Origin of the sequence: Paenibacillus algorifonticola (assembly GCF_000971975.1) — a bacterium.
In the GTDB taxonomy this organism is placed as follows: Bacteria; Bacillota; Bacilli; order Paenibacillales; family Paenibacillaceae; genus Pristimantibacillus; species Pristimantibacillus algorifonticola.
The window spans coordinates 51,525-70,411 of the sequence record NZ_LAQO01000025.1 but is presented as its reverse complement, the minus strand read 5'-3'; the positions used below and the strand labels follow the sequence as shown (position 1 = coordinate 70,411).

Here is an 18,887-nt window from a genome sequence, read left to right as displayed (position 1 = left end):
CGAATGCTACTCGATGATCGAATGGTTGCATTGATAAAGCTGAATCTCGGGAAGTGCCGACGTATGCAGCTTTAGTTTCTCCAGCTTTAATTGATTGGCATAGCGCGCAATAACGCCGTGAACAGCTGTTGCCTCCAAGCCTTCAACCGTTAAGCCGCTTAGCGGCAGCTCGGGAAGTCCGTTAATGAGCAAGGCTGTTTCGGCTCCGTGGCAGGTCAGCTCGCGCAGGGTAATATTGCGGAAGACGGGCGTTTCCTCTGTTACCTCAAAAAGCTGCTCGTCGCAGCCCTCTGAGCCTTCCACCCCGGCATAAAAGAAATGAAATGAAATGGCCTCGCGTACAATGTCCGCCATTTGAATTCTTTCCATCACAATATCCTCAACCACGCCGCCGCGACCGCGCACGCTCTTGAAGCGCAGGCCAATATCCGTGCTGATGAACTGGCAGTCAGATGCACGCACGGCTTTGACGCCGCCGGACATTTCGCTTCCGATGACGATTCCTCCATGACCGTGGTAGACTGTGCAATGCCGAATCGTTACGAATTCACAGGGCAGTGCTAGCCTTCTGGCCTCCTCGCCCTTGCCTGACTTCAAACATATCGCGTCATCGCCAACGTCGAAGGTGCAATGCTCGATGAGCGAGTGGCGGCAGGATTCCAGATCAAGGCCATCTCCATTTTGAGAATACCAGGGGTTGCGAACGTTCAGCCGCCGAATCGTTACCTGCTCACAGTTATATAGGTGCAGGCACCACGCGGGCGAATTTTGAAACGTTGGCCCATCAAGCCGCACTCTGGAGCAGCCGCGCAGACTAAGCAGGGTGGGACGGAGGTAGGCTCTTGCCGGCAAATACGCCTCGCAAGCCATCACGCCACGCTGGTGCAGTCCATGAGCAAGTGCTTCTCCTTCCATCGCTTCAAGCGACGGCCACCACAGATCGCCTTCTTCATTAACGGCTCCGCCGGATTTCAGCAGTTCATTCCACTGATCATTGGTCATCTTAAAGCGCTTGACCGGACGCCAGCCCTGTCCGCCCCCATCGAAAATACCTTCACCCGTAATCGCGATGTCCTCCAGACCCTCGCCTTCGAGCGGTGCTTGGCAGCGAACAGCCGATTCACCCTCAAAATGCGATGCCACCAGCGGATATAGCTCAGCCTTCGGCTCGAACAAAATTAGCGCGCCTTGCTGGGCGTGAAGCTCAATCCGGCTATGCAGACGCAGCGGCCCGGTTCGCCATATGCCGGGTGGAATGATCACCCGGCCGCCACCTGCTGCCGAGCAGGCGTCGAGCGCCTGCTGGAACGATGCGGTGCACAGCGACAAGCTGCCCGGCGCAGCCCCATATTCCGTGACGAGGAAGCTGTTGTTTGGAATAACAGGCAATGTTGGAGTTGGATATCGCATTTTTTCTTTAGTATCCATTCGGCAATCCCCCCTGCCTAGTCTGAAATCGGTTCGTAGCTGAACCAGTCGAAATCCGCATAGTGTGCGCGTCCTGCACTGGTGCTGGCAGCATACATCCCCATATAGGCGCCCGTAAAACCTCCGGCCTTGTCGGTGCTGAGTAGGGTACCGTCTGCTTCTCCGCCAAGCGGCAGCCAATTGTGCGTCCCGGCTTCACGCCAGAAGAAGCTATAGCTTTGGCCAAGCGCCTCAGCCTTCCATTCCAGACTGTTCCCGCTGAAAGGACTTGCGGCGAGCACGGTTTCTTCCCCTTGCCTTCGCTCGGTAAGGCGAATTTCCGTTATCCCATTATAGCTGCCGTATTCTGCGCGGAATTGGAAGTCGGCGTTTTGCAGTAATACGATGCCCGCCACATCGCCCGTTTGCTCGGGTGCAAATTTCATGGTGGTTTCGGCACGGAAATTCATATGCTGCTGTCTGCGTCCGACGAAGGAAGGGTTGCTGTCGGAAGCAATGGAGTCCGGCTTCAGCTTAAGACGCAGCGAGCCCGGCTTTTCCGTGAGACTCCAGAAATCGCCGCGTGGCGTGCGAAGGAAGTTCCAGATCGGCGAGAGCTCCGGCTGGTCGAAATCATCGCGCGCCGGCAGCTGCGGCCATGGCGTCTCCGGCAAGTTTGGAGCCAGTGCTTCCTGCTCCAAAATGCCTTTGCCAGGATTGACGACTGGCCATTCCCGCTCCCATACAACGGGCACAAGGAACGTTTCACGTCCTAAATTGCGGAAGTAGCCGCCATAAGGCCTGGAAGCGAGACAAAGCATCCACCAGTCTCCATGCTGGGTTTCAATTAACTCGCCATGGCCGACGTTGACAATTGGATAGCTGCGGCCCAGATGGCGATGGGTGAGAATCGGGTTGCCCTTGTAGCCCTCATATGGGCCGGCGACTGATTCGCTGCGCGCAATCGTAATCGCATGGGTATGCCCTGTTCCTCCCTCAGCGATCAACAAATAGTACCAGTTGCCGATTTTGTACAAATGAGGGCCTTCCTGGGCGTGGGCCACCTTCAGCGCGCCTTGCCAGATGCTCGTCTTTGGTCCGATGAGCTTCCCGCTCGTCAGATCCAGCTCTTGCAGCCAAATATCCATATGCTTCGGGTAAAGCTGGCCATCAGGGGGGAAGCGGTTCCCCGTATAATAAACCTTGCCGTCTTCATCAAAAAATAAGGAAGGGTCTATGCCTGGCGCATCTTCCAGCCATACTGGATCCGACCAGCTTCCGGCGGGATCGGTTGCGGTGACATAGAAATTATGGCATTCCTTGTCGTTGTCAACAAAAGTTGTAATCATATAATAGATCCCATTATGATAGCGCAGCGTTGGCGCCCAGATGCCTCTTGATGGAGCAATGGCATCCAAATTAAGCTGGGAAGGACGATCAAGCACATGTCCAATTTGTCGCCAATTAACCAGATCCTTGCTGTGGAAAATCGGAACTCCGGGGAAAAACTCAAAGCTTGAAGTAACCAAATAATAGTCTTCTCCGACGCGTATCGCTGACGGATCGGGATAAAAGCCCGGTAGAACAGGGTTTTGGAACTTGCGCATGCTTTTTGCCTCCTAGCATTAATAAAATGTAAGCCCATACAAGTATAGTTCAAAAAAACATCATAATCTTGAAACTTTCATGCTCAATTTCAGCATTTTTATATATTCTTGTCATCTTTTCGCTGCTTCTAGCAGGCAGGGCTGTTAACTTTCTTTGCAGAAATGTGTATAGTGGTAACTATAAAGGGGCGATAGCAATGGCGGGAGAGAAGCAACTGCAAGTCCGTTTTTTTATGAGCCTAGCGCTAATTTCTATTTGCTCGGTGCTCGTTCTGGCCACGGTTCTGTTCTTCTGGTTCCGGGAAAAAACGATAGACAATGTCAATAAAGCGAATGTGGCCGTCCTTCTCAACACAGAGACGGTATTTATGAAGTATATGGACATGGTGCAAAATTACACGATGGACTTTTACCATAATCCGAACATTTATACCGTCATGCAGAGCGGAGACAACAGCTGGAGCGATCAGCTATATAGCGCGCTTAGCCAAATTCGCGGCACGCTCACGATTAACGATTTTCTTGAAAACGCTTATATTTTGGGGCCAGGCGGCCCCGTCATGATGTTCGAGAACAACCCGCTTAGTGGGGCGGCGAAGCAGGAGCTGTTCGAGCGGGTTCGCGACAGCGAAATCAGGCAATCCCCATTTGTCTGGAGCGCAACGCTGAATAATGGGCAAAGCGAAACGATGATGACTACCTTCTATAATGATCGCGCTTTCAAAAGCAGTGAATTCAATGGCGCCATCGCGATGACGATCAACCTGAGGAAGCTGCAAGAAAATTTGTTTAATAAAAACAATGAAGGTGATACACGCTATGCTGTTCTGAATGCAGACCACATCGTGCTCATGCAGAGCAGTTCTTCGGATCAAGCGTTCGACAGCAGGCTGCTGCAACAAATTGTTTCTGTAGAAAGCAAGGCAGGCACGCTCGTTTGGAAAACAGGCGCCGGAGACAAAAAACTGATTACGTATCATCAGTCGCAAAATGGAGGTCTGTGGTTTATTTCAGAAACCTCCTATAAAAACAGCGTCCGCGACATCGCAAGCGCCCGCAATATAATGGTCGGGCTTTGCCTTGCTCTGATAGCTGCTGCTTCTGCCGCCGCTGCCTTTGTGTCTTATCGCATGTACAAGCCGATAGGTACATTGTTTGGTACAATACGCAATTTGTCCGATGATCGACTTGCATTCCCACGTGGTGGTGGCTTCGATGAAGCCAATCGGGAGCTGGAAAGAATTGGAGACCGGGTCAAGGAGCTGAAGCAGGAAAATGAAGATAGCGCGCTGCTGCGCTGGCTTACGTCGCCTTACCGGGCTGACGAGCATGTGCCTTCTGCGCTGCCCCCGATGAGTCAAACACATGACAATGGGGCATTTTGCGTGGCCGTGCTGCATGTAGGTTTGTCCAGCGGAGACAACAGCCTAGCTGCAACAAATTGGAGAGAACATATCCGCAGTTTTCCAGAGCTGACGGAGCAGCTGTTTGCTGGGACGGGCACTTGCCGCGGCTTCTTCCCGCATCATGAGACCGCGGTTCTAATAGTCAGCGAGACGGCGAACGGCAGCTTTGGGGATTATGGGACTTTCCGCGAGCGCTGGGAGCAGCTAAGCTATTCGATTAGGGAATGGGAGGGGGGAACATGCTCCGTTGGCGTAAGCTCCCTATCTGCCGATCCCTTACAGTTGAAGCAAATGTACGACGAAGCCAGCAGCAGCCTTCAATATATTAAGCTGCATGAGCATTTGTCTCTCAGCTTTGCAGACGACATTATTCATTTGAATAGCAGTTCCGTTCCTGACAGCACGCTTGAATTTGTACTTCAAGCGGTCAGAAGTCAGGATCGAGAGCTGCTGCCAAAAGCGGTCGAGCGTTTGCTTGCAGTAGCATGCAGCTACAAAGTAGAGCAAGCGACGGTTGCATTGTCCAAGCTGGCCTCAGATCTTCAGAAAATAGCGGAAACCGGTCTTGCCGAGAGCATGGCGCGGCATACGGATTTCCTTGATCATTATCAGCATATTTGGCGTACGCGGAGCTACGCCGAGCTACGAGCATGGCTGGAGAAGCTGTGTTTTGATGCATATGGGAAGCTGAACGATTTAAATACGGTGCAAACCCGCAATTTGGCTAGCGAAGCAATTGCATATATCCGCAACCATTTCGGTGACCAGACGCTTTCCTTGAATGGTCTTGCAGAGAAGCTGACGATTAGTCCGCCTTACTTGAGCCGCCTGATTACAGAGGCAACTGGCAGCAGCTTTCCCGATTTTGTCAATCTGGTCAGACTTGAGCATGCTCGTTCATTACTCATTGCCGAGCTTGAACTCGACATCCGTGAAATTGCAGAAAAATCAGGCTATAATAGCAGCACCTATTTTACAACGTTATTCAAAAAGCGTTATGGCGTAACGCCGTCCAAGTGGCGCCTGAATTATATTTTGCAGAAGGAAAATTGAAAATGGGGCCGTATTAATAGCAGTCCTTCCTTAACCGAGGAAGGGCTGCTTTTGCTATATAAGCCTTGCCATCCGCGTCCCAGAGCCCCATTTCTAGGGGCTTTTTTGATTTTTTAAAGGATTTCACTTTTTTTAAGCTTGCTTATTTCGCACTGTTTAAGCGTTTTCATTTATTTATGATTGCGCTTTCATTTTTGGTGGAGCTATATTGGACCCACAGCCCGAAACTAAATCCACAAGGAGTGAATCATCATGTCAGACGAAGCTTTACAGCCCGGCAAAGCAGCTGGCGGGAGTCGACGGTTCAAGTCGCTGCGCAATGACAGCTCGCTGTTTCTGCTTGCGCTGCCTGGCGTTATTGTACTTGTACTATTCGCCTACCTGCCAATGAGCGGACTCATACTCGTATTCAAAAACTACAATTACAACGGCGGCATATTCGGCAGCCCTTGGGCAGGCTTCGAAAATTTTGAATTTTTCTTCTCGAGCATGGACAATGCGATCCGCGCCACACGCAATACCGTAATGCTGAACGTGTTGTACATGCTTACTGGGACGTTTTTTTCAGTAGCCATCGCGATTGTGCTGAATGAGCTGAGAGGCAAGCTATTTATTAAAATTACGCAAAGCGTCATGTTTTTTCCTTATTTTATTTCCTGGATCGTCATTGGGGCGATATTGTTTTCCTTCCTCGACTTTGACAAAGGTGTCATGAATAGACTGCTCGAGGCAGTGGGCATGCAGCCCGTTGACTGGTATTCCAATCCGTGGCTGTTCGTAGTTGTCCTCGTACTTGCGAATATTTGGAAAAGCGCAGGCTATGGCGCCATCATTTATTATGCGGTGCTGCAAGGAATCGATCCTTCTTATTATGAGGCTGCCCGCATAGATGGCGCCTCGCGGATACAGCTGATTACGCGCATTACGCTGCCCCTGCTTATCCCGTCGATCATCCTGCTTACTTTGCTTGGAATCGGGGGGATGCTCAAGGGCGATCTCAGCATGATTATGGGCGTCACCTTCCTGAATCCGCTGCTGCTTCCGACTACCGACATTATCGACGTGTATGTATACCGTACAGCCATCCGCTCTGGCGAATTCGGCTTCGCTTCAGCTATTACACTGTATCAGTCCGTCTTCGGGTTCCTGCTCGTGCTGATCGCAAACAAGCTGGCAGGCTGGTACGACAAGGAAAGCAAACTATTTTAGGAGACATGTGACATGGCTAATCAAGAAAACAGAATGCTTATTGTCGTTTTTTATGCCTGCATCAGCCTATTCGCCCTTATTTGCCTGATTCCGTTCGTAATGGCCGTCTCAGGCTCGTTCTCGACGGAAGCAAGGCTCGCAGCGGAAGGTTATTCCTTCCTGCCTCGGGGCTTTAGTCTGGATACGTATGCTTTTATGTTTGGCTCAAAGGCGGAGCAAATTTTGCAAGCTTATTTGACCTCGGCGATCGTTACGGTGCTCGGCACAGCGTCCGCCGTGCTCGTTACGACAGCCTACGCCTACGTTATTACGGTGAAGGGCTTCCGGTACCGCAACTTTTTCGCCTTCATGGCTTATTTTACGATGCTGTTCAGTGGCGGTACGCTGCCTTGGTATATTTTAGCTACGAAATATTATCATCTGGACAATACGCTTGCTGGCCTGTTCGTTCCCTATTTGCTCAATGTATTTCTCATGTATTTGCAAGCCAACTATTTCAAAAGCATTCCACATGAAATTATCGAATCTGCCCAAATCGACGGTGCTGGTCATATTCATATCTTTTTCCGCATTATGCTGCCGCTTGGACAGGTTGGACTCGTTACGATCTCCCTGTTTTATGCGCTGCAGTTCTGGAATGATTTCTACTTGCCGCTGCTGCTCGTTTCGGAGGAGAGGCTGTATACGATCCAGTACATGATGTACAACATGATGGCTAACATTCAATATTTGGCTTCTGGAAACAGTGCGCAGATTGGCGGCGCTATAATCGCTCCTCCGCTGGAGACGGCAAAGATGGCGATGACCTGTCTGACTGTGCTGCCGATCGCGATTTTGTATCCGTTCCTTCAGCGTTATTTTGTAAGGGGAATCATCGTCGGCTCCGTCAAGGGCTGATACGGCTATTTGCGGTTGTACATGGTATGATGGACGAATTCATTATGAGAAGGTTAGCGTCCTTTATGCCATTGAACAATAAACAAACATAAAAACATTACAGGAGGGTTCACACATGGTAAAGAAACGCGTATGGTCAGCTCTATTCTTGGCAGCGTTGCTGCTTCTCTCCGCCTGCGGCACGGGAAGCAATAACGGGAAGGAATCCACATCGCCCGCTAATGGCACGAATAATGAAAGCGCTGGCAGCACTCTTAAGCCGGCCAAGCTTAAAATCGTCCTTTACGGCGATGAGTCGAACCGCATGAAGGAGCTTTCCAAAGCAGAATTCAAGGATCTGATCAAAAAAGAAATCAACGCCGACATTGAATTTCAATTTCTGCCCTGGACAGAATACGGTGGCGGGAAAACGGATTTGATGCTGTCCACCGGCGAGGATTTCGCAACTTATACAGATACGAATTACATGGTGAAGTCAGTGGCAAAAGGACTGTATACCGACCTGACGCCATTTATGGATAATGCGGCTGGCGATATGAAGAAGTCGATTGACGACAATTCCTTTACCGCCTTCCAGCTTGACGGCAAGCAGTATGCGGTTCCGGTAGGCAATAAGCCTAACTCCGGAGAGTTTTACAGCGTGCTGGCGCGTCAGGATTTGCTCGAGGAGGTTGGTATGACGGGCATTTCATCCTTAGCTGAACTGGAGGCGTTTTATGATAAAGTCCATGCGAAGCATCCTGAGCTGATCGGCTATGCAAGCACAGACGCCCGTAAAATGCTGATGTACGAGTATACAGATAAAAATCTGTTCTGGCAAAATGATATGCTCGCCATTGATGAAGCGGCCAAGGACGACAAAGTGATTAGCTGGTTTGAAAGCGAGGACTTCAAAGCGTATGCCGCGATTATGAGGGGCTGGTACCAGAAGGGCATCATTCCTAAATATGCAGCGACTAATTTGCCTCAATTGCAATCCGATTGGAACTCCGGCAAGGCGATGTTCTGGGCTGGAACGGCAGCGCGTCCGTTTGAAGGCGCTGCTTCGATTACGCAGGCTGTTCCGACAGCGAAGCTTGCCAACTATTTTTTAAGCAAGGATTTTCCAAAGATCAGCCGTGGCACTTATAGCACCGCATGGTTCGTATCGGCAAATGCTGCTGATCCCGAACGTTATGTCATGTTCTTCAATCTACTCCAAAAAAATCAGGAGCTGTACGATTTGTTCGCTTATGGCATCAAGGATAAGGACTACACGCTTGATGAGAACGGCAGACTGACGCGTAACACAACCGATGCGCTTATTCCAGATTGGCTGCTTATGAATAAAAACTTTATGCGTTTCGACAATACGGTCCCAGACGACTTTATTGCACAATATAAAGCGTGGGACGATGATGCCATTATTTCCAAGGGCGCAGGCTTCAACTTTGACAATACGCCGGTGAAAAATGAAGAAACAAAAATCAATGGCGTTTTCTCGGAGCTACTGGCGCCAATTGCCAGCGGTTTCCTGGATTACGATACGTATTTCCCGAAAGCGCTGGAGAAGCTTAAGGCAGCAGGCTTTGACAAATATATGGCTGAATACCAGAAGCAGTTTTCCGCATGGTATGCAGCTAAGTCGTAAGGCTAGCTCGATTTTTTGGAAGCCTCCATATGGCGAGATGCGAGTTATTTTAATGAAAAGGCGGTACAGCTGCTTGTCAGCGCTGTACCGCCTTTTTTTGTCCTGTCTTCCCGAACGTTCAAAAGACTTACTTTTGACGCGACGAATGGGTCTTGCTAAATCGGTCTGAAAAAGCAGCCATTCCTTATTATTCCTTGCTCGTTGAGCCATGGGCCATTTACGTTTAATTGTTCACGCCTTTGCCGTTTTTACAATGGGATCCGAAATTATAAACTGCACACTTATATTATAATAAGCTTATGGCCCAGCACGAACCGGGACTAATAGGTCAGAATGGAGATGATACGAAGCAAAAATGTTGAGACAGTTAAATTTTTCTGTGATATAATACTAAATACCTACAAATTGGAGCTGAAAATGACGATGAATAGGAATATAAGCCTCTATGAAACACTTGGAGGAGATAGGTCTTTAAGACTTATTGTGGAAGCATTTTACCCGAAGGTGCAGGCTCATCCCCTTCTTGGTCCATTGTTTCCGGAAGATATTAATCCGGTGATGGAGAAGCAGCATATGTTTCTCACCCAGTTTTTTGGAGGGCCAACATTGTTTTCCGATGCTTTCGGGCATCCGATGATGCGTGCTCGGCATATGCCTTTCGAGATTACGCCTGAGCGTGCTGAGGCTTGGCTCGACTGCATGAACAGAGCGCTTCAGGAAGTAGGCATTGAAGACGAGCTGAGACAATTTGTAATTGAAAGACTGTCAGGACCTGCCCATCATTTTGTAAACACACCGGAATAGGAGACGTGGTCTGTATGGATCCGCTATATGAAACGAAAGTACAATGCATTTGCTGTGAGACAAGCTTTATGACCTCGCGCGTGCGTCCTAGTTTTAAGAGAGCGGTGAAATCAGACACAGACTTCTGCGGTTATTATAAAGCGGATATGAATCCCGATTATTATGTCGTTCGCGTATGCCCAACCTGCGGCTATGCAACGACGGAGAATGGCACTGAACGGCTGAGCGATAAACAGAAGATGAGCTATTATGAAAATGTCGGCTCGCGCTGGGTGACTCGTGAGTTTAGCGGCGAGCGCACACTGCAGCAGGCTATGGCGACTTACAAGCTGGCGCTGTTGTCGGCCCAATCGGTTGGCGAGTCCCCGCGTGTTATCGCTGGCATTTTGCATCACATTGCATGGTTGTACCGCTATGAGGGCAACCACGCCGAAGAGCAGCGGTTTCTGAGATTTGCGCTGCAAGCGTATGTTAAAGTTTTTGAAGGGGAAGGCGCGCAGCTCAATGGAGCCAAGCTGATGTATTTGATTGGCGAGCTGAACAGACGCATCGGCGAACGCGCTGAGGCTGTACGCTGGTTCTCGCGCATCATTAATGACAAGCGCATTATGGATGCCGCGATGATACGTGCGAGCCGCGAGCAATGGCAGCTCATTCGCGAGGAGCTGGAAACGAGCAGAATGCTGGAGCAAGAGCCGCATGGCGAGCTGACATCTGCTTAATACGAATCAAGCATTAAACAGCCTGGAACGAATAAAGAAGCTTCCGTATTTCCGCTGTAAGCAGCGGGTGCGGAAGCTTCTTGTTTTTGCCGTGAGGCCAGCGGCCTAATTGCCCAAGGCCCGACTTAGTTGAATGGGAGCAGGATGCTTCGGACACGTGACAGGCGCTCTATTTTTCATAGAAGGCCTGTCCGTGCTGTTCGGTTAGCCGCCCAGCTTGCGCAATCGTTCAGTTGCCAGCAAATAATCGCCATCTACATCGATGATCGTTACTCGATTGTGGCAGCAGGGAAAGACGAGCAGCTTTTTTTTGCCTTGCTGGATGAGCGGAATTTCCTTGGGACGAATCGGGATTAACACATTGCTGGCCCCGCAGAACGGACAATCCGGTACATATAAGTCATTCATCATGATGTCGTAGGGCCAGGTGTTCTCAAACGGAATCATAGAGGCTTGTCTCCTGAAGCTTCATCTTCAGAGGGGCTCGAAGCGGCTGTGTTTGCCTCGGCTTCGGCTTTGGCAAGCTCCCCGAGCTTTTGCAGCAAAATGTGTTTTGGCATATGCATTAAGTGCTCAATCGGTATGCCGAGCTGCTTGGACAGCTTGATCGCGGTATCCGCTGAAATTTGTAAAGGCTGGGACATGGTAGAAATCCTCCAATCTGTATATAATTAAGTTATACACCGCCTCCGGAGAATGCGCAAATGAAAAGCGAATCCTGCGGGCGGTTTTTAGTGGTTGATTTAGTAGTTAAGGAAGATTGGGCATGGAGAGGAGATAAGTCTAATGTCAGTTGGTCATTATTCATTAACATGGAATTTGGACTCGATTTATGCAGGAGGAGCGGGCTCGGAGGCTTTTGCGGCAGAACTGGCTGCGGTGCAGCAGGAACTGTCAGAGCTTGAGGAGCTGCTTGCAGCACCGCAGGAGGGAGCGGCTTATTTAAACCGGACAACGGAGCTTGTGCAGTCGGTTTTGCTGCGAATGCGGCAGTCGGATTCATTCGTAGCTTGTTTGACCGCGCAAAATATGAAGGACAAGGCGGCAACCGCTCTGAATGATCGCATTAAAACATTGAATGCGGCTTTCCAAGGCGCGCTGACGCGCTACGATAATGTGCTGCGCAGTGTTGACGATGCCAGCTGGGCAGCATGGATTAGCGAGGGGGCGGCAGCGGAGATCGCGTTCAGTCTGACGGAGCGCCGCGAGCAAGCGAAGGAGAAGCTGTCTCCAGAGCTGGAGTCTTTAATCGAAGATATGGCGGTAGACGGCTATCATGGCTGGGGAGATTTGTACAATCTCGTCGTATCGCGAGCGAAATTTATTGATGTCGGCGCAGATGGCGAGAAGCGCGAGCTGTCGGCAGGACAGATGTTTAATAAGCTGTCAGCAAGTGACCGTTCGGTGCGGCAGGCGGCTTTTGCCGAGTGGGAACGGGAATGGGGCGAGCAGGCTGATCTGTGCGCAGACGCCTTGAACCGGATTTCCGGCTTCCGTCTGAAATTGTATGGCAAGCGGGGCTGGGACTCAGCGCTCAAGGAGCCGCTGAAAATGAACCGAATGAGCGAGAAGACGATCGGGGCCATGTGGTCGGCGATCAACGAGGGCAAGCCGGAGCTGGTCAAATATATGCAGCGCAAAGCGAAGCTGCTTGGTGTCGAGCAGATGGATTGGCATGATATGTATGCATCCATCGGTACGGCGGAGAAGGTCGTCAGCTATGACGAGGGAGCGGCGCAAATTTTAGAGCAGTTCGCGAAGTTCAGCCCTGAGCTGGCCGCTTTTTCGGAAAAAGCATTTGTAGACAAATGGATCGAGGTCGAGGATCGTCCGGGCAAGCGTCCTGGCGGCTTCTGTACTTCATTGCCGAAAAGCAAAGAGACAAGAATTTTTATGACGTATTCGGGTACGGCTTCGAATGTGTCGACACTCGCACATGAGCTGGGACATGCTTACCATCAGCATGTGATGAATGATTTGCCAGCCTATTCGCAGGAATATGCGATGAATGTGGCAGAAACAGCTTCGACGTTCGCAGAACTGATCGTATCGGATTCTGCACTAAAGGCAGCTACGGACAAGGATGAGAAAATCGCTCTGCTGGAAGAAAAATTGAGCAGCGCAGTGTCCTTTTTCATGGATATCCATGCGCGGTTTTTGTTCGAGACACGCTTCTATGAGCGTCGTGCCGAAGGCATGCTGACAGTGGAGGAACTGAACAAGCTGATGGAGGAAGCGCAGCATGAAGCATTTTGCGGCGCATTCGGACAGGTGCATCCGCTGTTCTGGGCATCGAAGCTGCATTTCTACTTCACGGATGTGCCCTTCTACAACTTCCCGTATACGTTCGGCTACTTGTTCAGTGCGGGCATTTACGCACGGGCAGTGAAGGAAGGGGCCGCTTTTGCTGACCGCTACGTGGCGCTGCTGCAAGATACCGGACGAATGACGGTTGAGGATTTGGCGCAAAAGCATTTGGGCGTCAATTTGGAGGAGCCTGATTTCTGGCGTGAAGCGGTCGCTTTGACGACTGCCGATGTGTTGCTGTTCCTGGAGATGACAGAGGAATAAGGTCGATCGTTTAATTGAAGAAAAAAAGGCCAGCAGGACCGGGGAAAGCTTCCCGGGCCCTGCTGGCCTTTTAGGTTTCCGCGCCAATTAGCTGTTTTAGCCGCTTTTGATCAGCTTCGTTAAAAGCTGACCCAAGGCTTGTCTCCGCCGGGCGCATAATGCTCGTATTGTATTCGTCGCTGACTTTGATCAGATGCTGCGCTTCATGAATGTCCATAGCTATTGAGGCGGGGGAACCTGCAAGCAGAACGATTCTCGAACCAAGCCTTAAAGCTTCATCGCAGTCATGGGTGACGAGGAGCACGGTAGGCTTGTCCTTCTCCCACAGCTTGAGCAGAAGCTGATGCATGTTTAGCCGTGCGGCTGGATCAAGACTTTGAAACGGCTCATCCATCAGCAGCAAATCAGGGCTTGCGGCGAATGCCCGCACGAGCGAAACACGCTGCCGCATGCCGCCACTGAGCTGGTGGGGGTAGTGATGGATGGCAGAGGCAAGACCTGCTTCGCGGAGCAGCTCAATGACCATATCGCGAGTGCAGTTGTTTTTAGCAGACTTGGACTTGCTTGGGCCAGTAGCGTCTTCGTTATCTTCCATAATAGGCGTGTTACGGCCCAGCACCCACCGTACATTTTCGAGCACGGTTTTGCCGGGCAGCAAACGTGGCTCTTGGAAGACATAGCTAATGCGATGCTTGTTGATGCTGCTTTTGCTTATGCTGATGCTATTGCGAATGATACGGCCTTGCTCGGGCTTCTCCAAGCCTGCTGCGCAGCGAAGAAGGGTTGTTTTGCCAATGCCGGAGGCGCCCATCAGGCAGGTGATTTTCCCCTCGCCCAATTGCAAGGAAAAGTGGCGGAATACGGTTTTGCCGCCAAAGGTCAGCTTGATGTTGTCGAATTGCATCAGCGTTCCTCCTTCTAGGTAATGTTAATCGGCAGCTGTCGGTCCTTTTCGATGGAGCAGCTTTCGTGCAATCTGCTCCATCGATAGGCCGAGCAGGGCAATGACGAGCGTCCATGCCATAACGTCCGGAATCTCCAAATAAATCCTCGCTGTATTCATCGACGCACCAACCCCCGTATGTCCGCTAATAAGCTCTGCCATGACAACCGTTTTCCAGCCCATACCGAGATTGACCATAATAGCTGCTGACCAGAAGGGCTTCAATGCGGGCATATAAATGCCGGCAATTCGTTTGCCTGTGCTTACTTGATACACAGCAGCCATTTCCAGCAGCTCGCGGGGCGCTTGCCTGACCCCTTCGACCGTATTGAAAAAGAAAACAGGCACGAGCGCAATCGTGACGATTAGCACCTGCGCACCGCCATTCGTGCCAAGCCACATGATAGCTAACAGCATCCAAGACACGGGCGGTACTGCCTGAAGCAGTGAAATGGCGGGACGAATAAATACATGTACGCTTTCCCGCCATCCAGCGGCCACTCCTAGGCCGGCTCCAAGCAGGAAGGCGAGCCCGAAGCCTGCGGAAAAACGGGCGATGGTACGCTTAAGCGGCTCCCACAGCTCTCCTTCGGCAACGAGTGCTGCCAATGCTTGCAGCGTTTCGACTGGACCGGGCAAAATGACCGGCGGATACAAACGTGCCGCTCCCGCCCAAACCAGCAGCAGGAGCAGCGCAGCGCTTATTGGGCGCAAGTCATTACGGCGCGTAGTAGAAGCCATCATCCGGCAGCTTGCCCCCGACCGACTCTGGCGCCATTTTCAGCAATATATCAAAGTAGTGATCGGTCTCTTGTCGTGCCTCTGCGGCCGTTTTGAAAGCCAGCATGATTTTGCCCATGGCCTGCGTCAAAACAGCTTCCGGCATGCCGAAAGCTTCGGCCGCTGCCGTTAGATCCGCTCCTGGCTGAATGGACTCCTCAAGCGCTGCTTTATATTGGCTTTGGAATGCGGCAATCGCCTCTTTATTGGTTTTGGCCCATTCGCTGTTCACGAATATGCCGGTTTGCGGCAAGCTTTCGCCAAATGCTTTTTGCCACGCTGCATCATAATCGACCACTTCGGACAGCTTGCCCGCCAGCTTCATGCGAAGTCCGCTAAGCACTGGCTCCGGCAGCACCGCATGCTTGATCGTTCCCGCAGCAAGCTGCTGCATCATATCCGGAATCGTCGAATAGGCGAGCTCAATATCCGAGTCAAGTCCTGCTTCGCTAACCAAATAACGCGTCAAAGTATCGGGAGGGCCGCCTTGGCCGGGAATATATACGGTTTCGCCCGCGAGATCGGCGAGCGTTTGTTTTTCAGTATCCGTCGATATGAGGTACATGGAGCCCCATGTATTGACTTGAATGAGCTGAACCGGCAAGCCTTTGGCATAAAGATTGCTGCCGACATTAAGCGGCGCTGCAATAAAGGCGGCATCGCCATTTTGGATACGGGCGAGCAGCTGCTCAATCGTATCCCAGGTTTCTATTTTAAGCTCTATCGTGTCTGTAGGCTTGTCCGCTGCAAGAAGTGCTGGAATGAGCGAAGGCGCCTTTGGCGTTAGCAAAGTGACAGCTTGCGCTTCCTGTGCAGGCGTTTCTGTGGCCTGCTCCTGCGCTTCGGCTGCCGGCGTTGTTTCCGCTGCTGCAGTCGCATTCGTAGCAGAACTTGAAGCCTGCGGCTCCTTCTCGCTGCTTGAACAGCCGGCAATAATCATGGATACAGCCAGTGTGCCTGCCATTAGCAGTCTGCTGATCTGGTGACGAAGTGTAACCATTCGTTTGTTCAACTCCTTAAGTGTGTGGTGTTCGTTAAGAATCATTCTCAATTATAGGGGGTGAGGGAGAAAGCGCCATCCCATAAATGTGGGATATCACAGGCAGCTGAGGGAGAAAGGGTGTCATAAACGGGTCATTTTTCGCAATAAGAGGATTAATGAGCATTATATAGTTCTCTTTCATCCCTTATCAGAAACACTAATAGCATTATGTCGTCTTATATATTGTGCATCATATTTATATGTGTTATATTAATTGCGGATAATGACCATTTAATATGATGAGTATCTTATACATAGATATGGTCGAGAGGGGGAGAGAACGGTCATACAGCTATCATCCAGGCAGTTGGAGCTTATTGAGCTGGTAAAGAAGCATGCGCCTGTTACCGGAGAGCAACTTGCAGATTATATAGGCGTGAGCCGTCCTACTCTGCGCTCGGATTTTTCGCTGCTCGTGATGCTGGGGCTTCTTGATGCCAAGCCTAAAGTCGGTTATTTCCTAGGCAATGCTTACCGCGGCATGGACAACTCGGAAACGAGGCAGCGCTTTGATCATATGAAGGTTGCCGAAATACAAGGAGTGCCAGTGAACATACCGGATACCCTTTCCGTTCATGATGCTGTAATCACCCTGTTTACCGAAAATGCGGATACGCTGCTGATTGTTAATGAAGATAAAAAATTTGTCGGCATCGTAACGCCCAAGGACTTGCTGAAAATTACGCTAGGCAATGCGGGAGCTGCATCCATTCCTGTAAGCATGGTCATGACGCGCTTTCCGAATATCGTGACGCTTGTCAGCGATGATTCGGTGGCGGATGCGATTCGCAAAATGATTTTACATCAAGTGGACTGTTTGCCGGTTATTACGTCGGTGGACGAGTCCGGTCAAGGTCCCGAGGTTACCGGTTGGGTGTCCAAATCCAATATTATTCGTCTGATGTCGGACATCACAGCTGCAGAGGAACTGGGGGAACAAGGTTTATGACAGAAGAAATCATATACGTGTGCTCCGATGCAGTGGGCGAGACAGCCGAGGCAGTGGCGAAAGCAACGCTGCGGCAGTTTTCTTCGGAGCATGTCAAAATTAAGCGTTATGGCCACATGAAGACGGAGGACGAGGTTATTCAGCTTGTTGCCGAAGCAGCCCGCACAGGCGGCTTCATCAGCTATACACTCGTCCAGCCGGAATTGCGCGAGCTCATGAAGGAAGAAGCTTTACGCTGGGGTGTACGCGCAGTCGATGTGATGGGGCCGATGATGCAAGCCTACGTTGACACCTTTGGCAGCTTTCCGAAGCGCAAGCCAGGCTTGCTCCATTCGATGGATGATGAATATTATCGCCGAATGGAAGCGATTGAGTTCGCGGTTAAATATGATGATGGAAAAGATGCCAGAGGTTTTATGCAGGCCCAAGTGGTGCTGATCGGCGCATCGCGGACGTCGAAGACGCCGCTTAGCGTGTTCTTGTCCCACAAAGGCATTAAGGCGGCGAATTTGCCGCTGATGCCGGAGGTGAAGCCGCCAGCTGAGTTGTACCCGTTGCCAGGCCGGCTTATTGTTGGCTTGACGATGCAGCCGGAGCAGCTGCTGCACATAAGGTCCGAACGTTTGAAGACGCTGGGCTTGCCGGGTTCGGCCCAATACGCTTCCATGGAACGCATCATGGAGGAGCTTGATTATGCGTCACGCGTCATGGAGGAGCTTGGTTGTCCCGTCATCGATGTGACGAGCAGGGCCATTGAGGAAACAGCTGGCATTATTATAGAAATGCTGAACCGCTAGAAGCGTAGCCTTTTTTTTACCACACTTCTAGGGTTGCTGGACGAAGAGGTATAGATGACGAAAAATTGGCAATACGAAGGAGAGGGAGATAACAGATGCTGGAACGCGAATTATCTTTGGAGCTTATACGAGTAACGGAGCTTGCCGCACTTGCGGCTTCTCCATGGATGGGACGCGGTGACAAGCATAGCGCAGACGGCGCGGCAACGGAAGCGATGCGCAGCATGTTCGACACCGTATCGATTCGTGGAACCGTTGTAATTGGCGAAGGCGAGATGGATGAGGCGCCGATGCTGTATATCGGAGAGCAGGTCGGCAGCATGAATGGTCCTGAGGTTGACGTGGCAGTAGACCCGCTTGAGGGTACTGAAATCGTTGCCAAAGGATTGAATAATGCGATGGCTGTCCTTGCTGTAGCGCCGAAAGGCCAATTGCTGCATGCGCCTGACATGTATATGGAGAAGCTCGCAGTAGGCCCTGCACTTGCTGGCAAGCTGTCGCTGCGCGACCCGATTGTGACAACGCTTGAAAAAGCGGCCCTCGCCCTTGATAAGCCAGTATCTGACCTTACCGTCATGATTCTCGATCGAGAGCGTCATGCAGAAACGATTCTAGAGCTGCGCAAAGCGGGCGTGCGAATCAAGTTTCTGTCAGATGGAGACGTAGCGGGCGCGATGGCCCCGTCCTTCCCTGAAGCGGGCATTGACTTGTATGTAGGCTCTGGCGGCGCCCCTGAGGGGGTGCTGGCAGCTGCTGCGCTTAAGTGTCTGGGCGGAGAAATTCAAGGCCGTCTCATGCCGGAAAATGAAGAGCAGTATGAGCGCTGCATTTCTATGGGGCTGTCAGACCCTCGCAAAATTTTGTATATCAACGATATGGTAGGCACGGATGATGTGATTTTTGCTGCTACTGGCGTTACGCCAGGCGAGTTTATGGGCGGTGTTCGTTATTTGCCTGATCAGCGGGCTGAAACACATTCCATCGTCATGCGGGCCAAAACGCGTACGATCCGTTACGTGAAATCACTTCATTACTTACCGAACAAACCGCTTTTGCGATAGGATGCTTCT

Annotated in this window: 17 protein-coding genes; 10 read left to right on the top strand and 7 right to left on the bottom strand. The window is 51.0% G+C overall.

Features of this window, described 5'->3' with window-relative positions; genetic code table 11:
- Positions 1–6 precede the first annotated feature (6 nt).
- Positions 7–1,428, bottom strand: a complete 1,422-nt coding sequence (locus WH37_RS24780) for a glycoside hydrolase family 28 protein (protein ID WP_046233322.1) — start codon at positions 1,426–1,428, stop codon at positions 7–9.
- 17 nt (positions 1,429–1,445) lie between these two features.
- Positions 1,446–3,014, bottom strand: coding sequence for a glycoside hydrolase family 43 protein (locus tag WH37_RS24775; protein WP_046233321.1), 1,569 nt, complete (start codon positions 3,012–3,014; stop codon positions 1,446–1,448).
- A 197-nt stretch (positions 3,015–3,211) separates the two neighbouring features.
- Between WH37_RS24775 and WH37_RS24770 the strand changes: the two genes are divergently transcribed.
- The 6 genes from WH37_RS24770 to WH37_RS24745 all read left to right on the top strand — a co-directional run bounded on the left by WH37_RS24770 (position 3,212) and on the right by WH37_RS24745 (position 10,735).
- Positions 3,212–5,473, top strand: a complete 2,262-nt coding sequence (locus tag WH37_RS24770) for an AraC family transcriptional regulator (RefSeq protein ID WP_046233320.1) — start codon at positions 3,212–3,214, stop codon at positions 5,471–5,473.
- 252 nt (positions 5,474–5,725) lie between these two features.
- Positions 5,726–6,682 (top strand): ABC transporter permease, encoded by a 957-nt coding sequence (locus WH37_RS24765; RefSeq protein WP_046233319.1) that lies wholly within the window; start codon positions 5,726–5,728, stop codon positions 6,680–6,682.
- Positions 6,683–6,694: 12 nt separating this feature from the next.
- Positions 6,695–7,579 (top strand): carbohydrate ABC transporter permease, encoded by an 885-nt coding sequence (locus WH37_RS24760; protein WP_046233318.1) that lies wholly within the window; start codon positions 6,695–6,697, stop codon positions 7,577–7,579.
- 115 nt (positions 7,580–7,694) lie between these two features.
- Complete coding sequence (locus WH37_RS24755) at positions 7,695–9,209, top strand: ABC transporter substrate-binding protein (protein WP_046233317.1); 1,515 nt, start codon at positions 7,695–7,697, stop codon at positions 9,207–9,209.
- A 423-nt stretch (positions 9,210–9,632) separates the two neighbouring features.
- Positions 9,633–10,013 (top strand): globin domain-containing protein, encoded by a 381-nt coding sequence (locus WH37_RS24750; protein WP_074904938.1) that lies wholly within the window; start codon positions 9,633–9,635, stop codon positions 10,011–10,013.
- Between the two features lie 14 nt (positions 10,014–10,027).
- A complete protein-coding gene (locus WH37_RS24745) occupies positions 10,028–10,735 on the top strand; it encodes a DUF2225 domain-containing protein (protein WP_046233315.1) in 708 nt (235 codons plus the stop codon).
- Positions 10,736–10,939: 204 nt separating this feature from the next.
- Here WH37_RS24745 and WH37_RS24740 read toward each other — a convergent pair whose 3' ends face one another.
- Both WH37_RS24740 and WH37_RS24735 read right to left on the bottom strand, forming a co-directional pair.
- Positions 10,940–11,182: a hypothetical protein gene (locus WH37_RS24740; protein WP_046233314.1), complete on the bottom strand. Its 243-nt coding sequence runs from the start codon at positions 11,180–11,182 to the stop codon at positions 10,940–10,942.
- Positions 11,179–11,379 carry a YycC family protein gene (locus WH37_RS24735; RefSeq protein WP_046233313.1) on the bottom strand — a complete coding sequence of 67 codons (201 nt, stop codon included), beginning with the start codon at positions 11,377–11,379 and terminating at the stop codon, positions 11,179–11,181. The genes WH37_RS24740 and WH37_RS24735 overlap by 4 nt, the downstream gene beginning before the upstream one ends.
- 142 nt (positions 11,380–11,521) lie before the next feature.
- On the opposite strand from WH37_RS24735, the gene WH37_RS24730 reads away from it, so the two are divergent.
- Positions 11,522–13,306, top strand: coding sequence for a M3 family oligoendopeptidase (locus WH37_RS24730; protein WP_046233312.1), 1,785 nt, complete (start codon positions 11,522–11,524; stop codon positions 13,304–13,306).
- A gap of 70 nt (positions 13,307–13,376) precedes the next feature.
- Here the strand turns inward: WH37_RS24730 and WH37_RS24725 are convergent, their stop codons facing one another.
- The 3 genes from WH37_RS24725 to WH37_RS24715 are packed head-to-tail and all read right to left on the bottom strand — an operon-like array spanning position 13,377 to position 16,029.
- Positions 13,377–14,210, bottom strand: coding sequence for an ABC transporter ATP-binding protein (locus WH37_RS24725; RefSeq protein ID WP_052737189.1), 834 nt, complete (start codon positions 14,208–14,210; stop codon positions 13,377–13,379).
- A 24-nt stretch (positions 14,211–14,234) separates the two neighbouring features.
- Positions 14,235–14,993: an ABC transporter permease gene (locus WH37_RS24720; RefSeq protein WP_046233311.1), complete on the bottom strand. Its 759-nt coding sequence runs from the start codon at positions 14,991–14,993 to the stop codon at positions 14,235–14,237.
- Positions 14,968–16,029, bottom strand: coding sequence for an ABC transporter substrate-binding protein (locus WH37_RS24715; protein ID WP_046233310.1), 1,062 nt, complete (start codon positions 16,027–16,029; stop codon positions 14,968–14,970). The genes WH37_RS24720 and WH37_RS24715 overlap by 26 nt, the downstream gene beginning before the upstream one ends.
- Before the next feature lie 349 nt (positions 16,030–16,378).
- Here WH37_RS24715 and WH37_RS24710 point away from each other — a divergent pair, with 349 nt between their 5' ends.
- From WH37_RS24710 to glpX, 3 genes are all read left to right on the top strand, one after another.
- Entirely contained in the window at positions 16,379–17,020 is a 642-nt protein-coding gene (locus WH37_RS24710) for a helix-turn-helix transcriptional regulator (RefSeq protein WP_046233309.1), read from the top strand.
- Entirely contained in the window at positions 17,017–17,817 is an 801-nt protein-coding gene (locus tag WH37_RS24705; RefSeq protein ID WP_046233308.1) for a pyruvate, water dikinase regulatory protein, read from the top strand. The genes WH37_RS24710 and WH37_RS24705 overlap by 4 nt, the downstream gene beginning before the upstream one ends.
- Positions 17,818–17,915: 98 nt before the next feature.
- Positions 17,916–18,878, top strand: coding sequence for a class II fructose-bisphosphatase (gene glpX / locus WH37_RS24700; protein WP_046233381.1), 963 nt, complete (start codon positions 17,916–17,918; stop codon positions 18,876–18,878).
- Positions 18,879–18,887 lie beyond the last annotated feature (9 nt).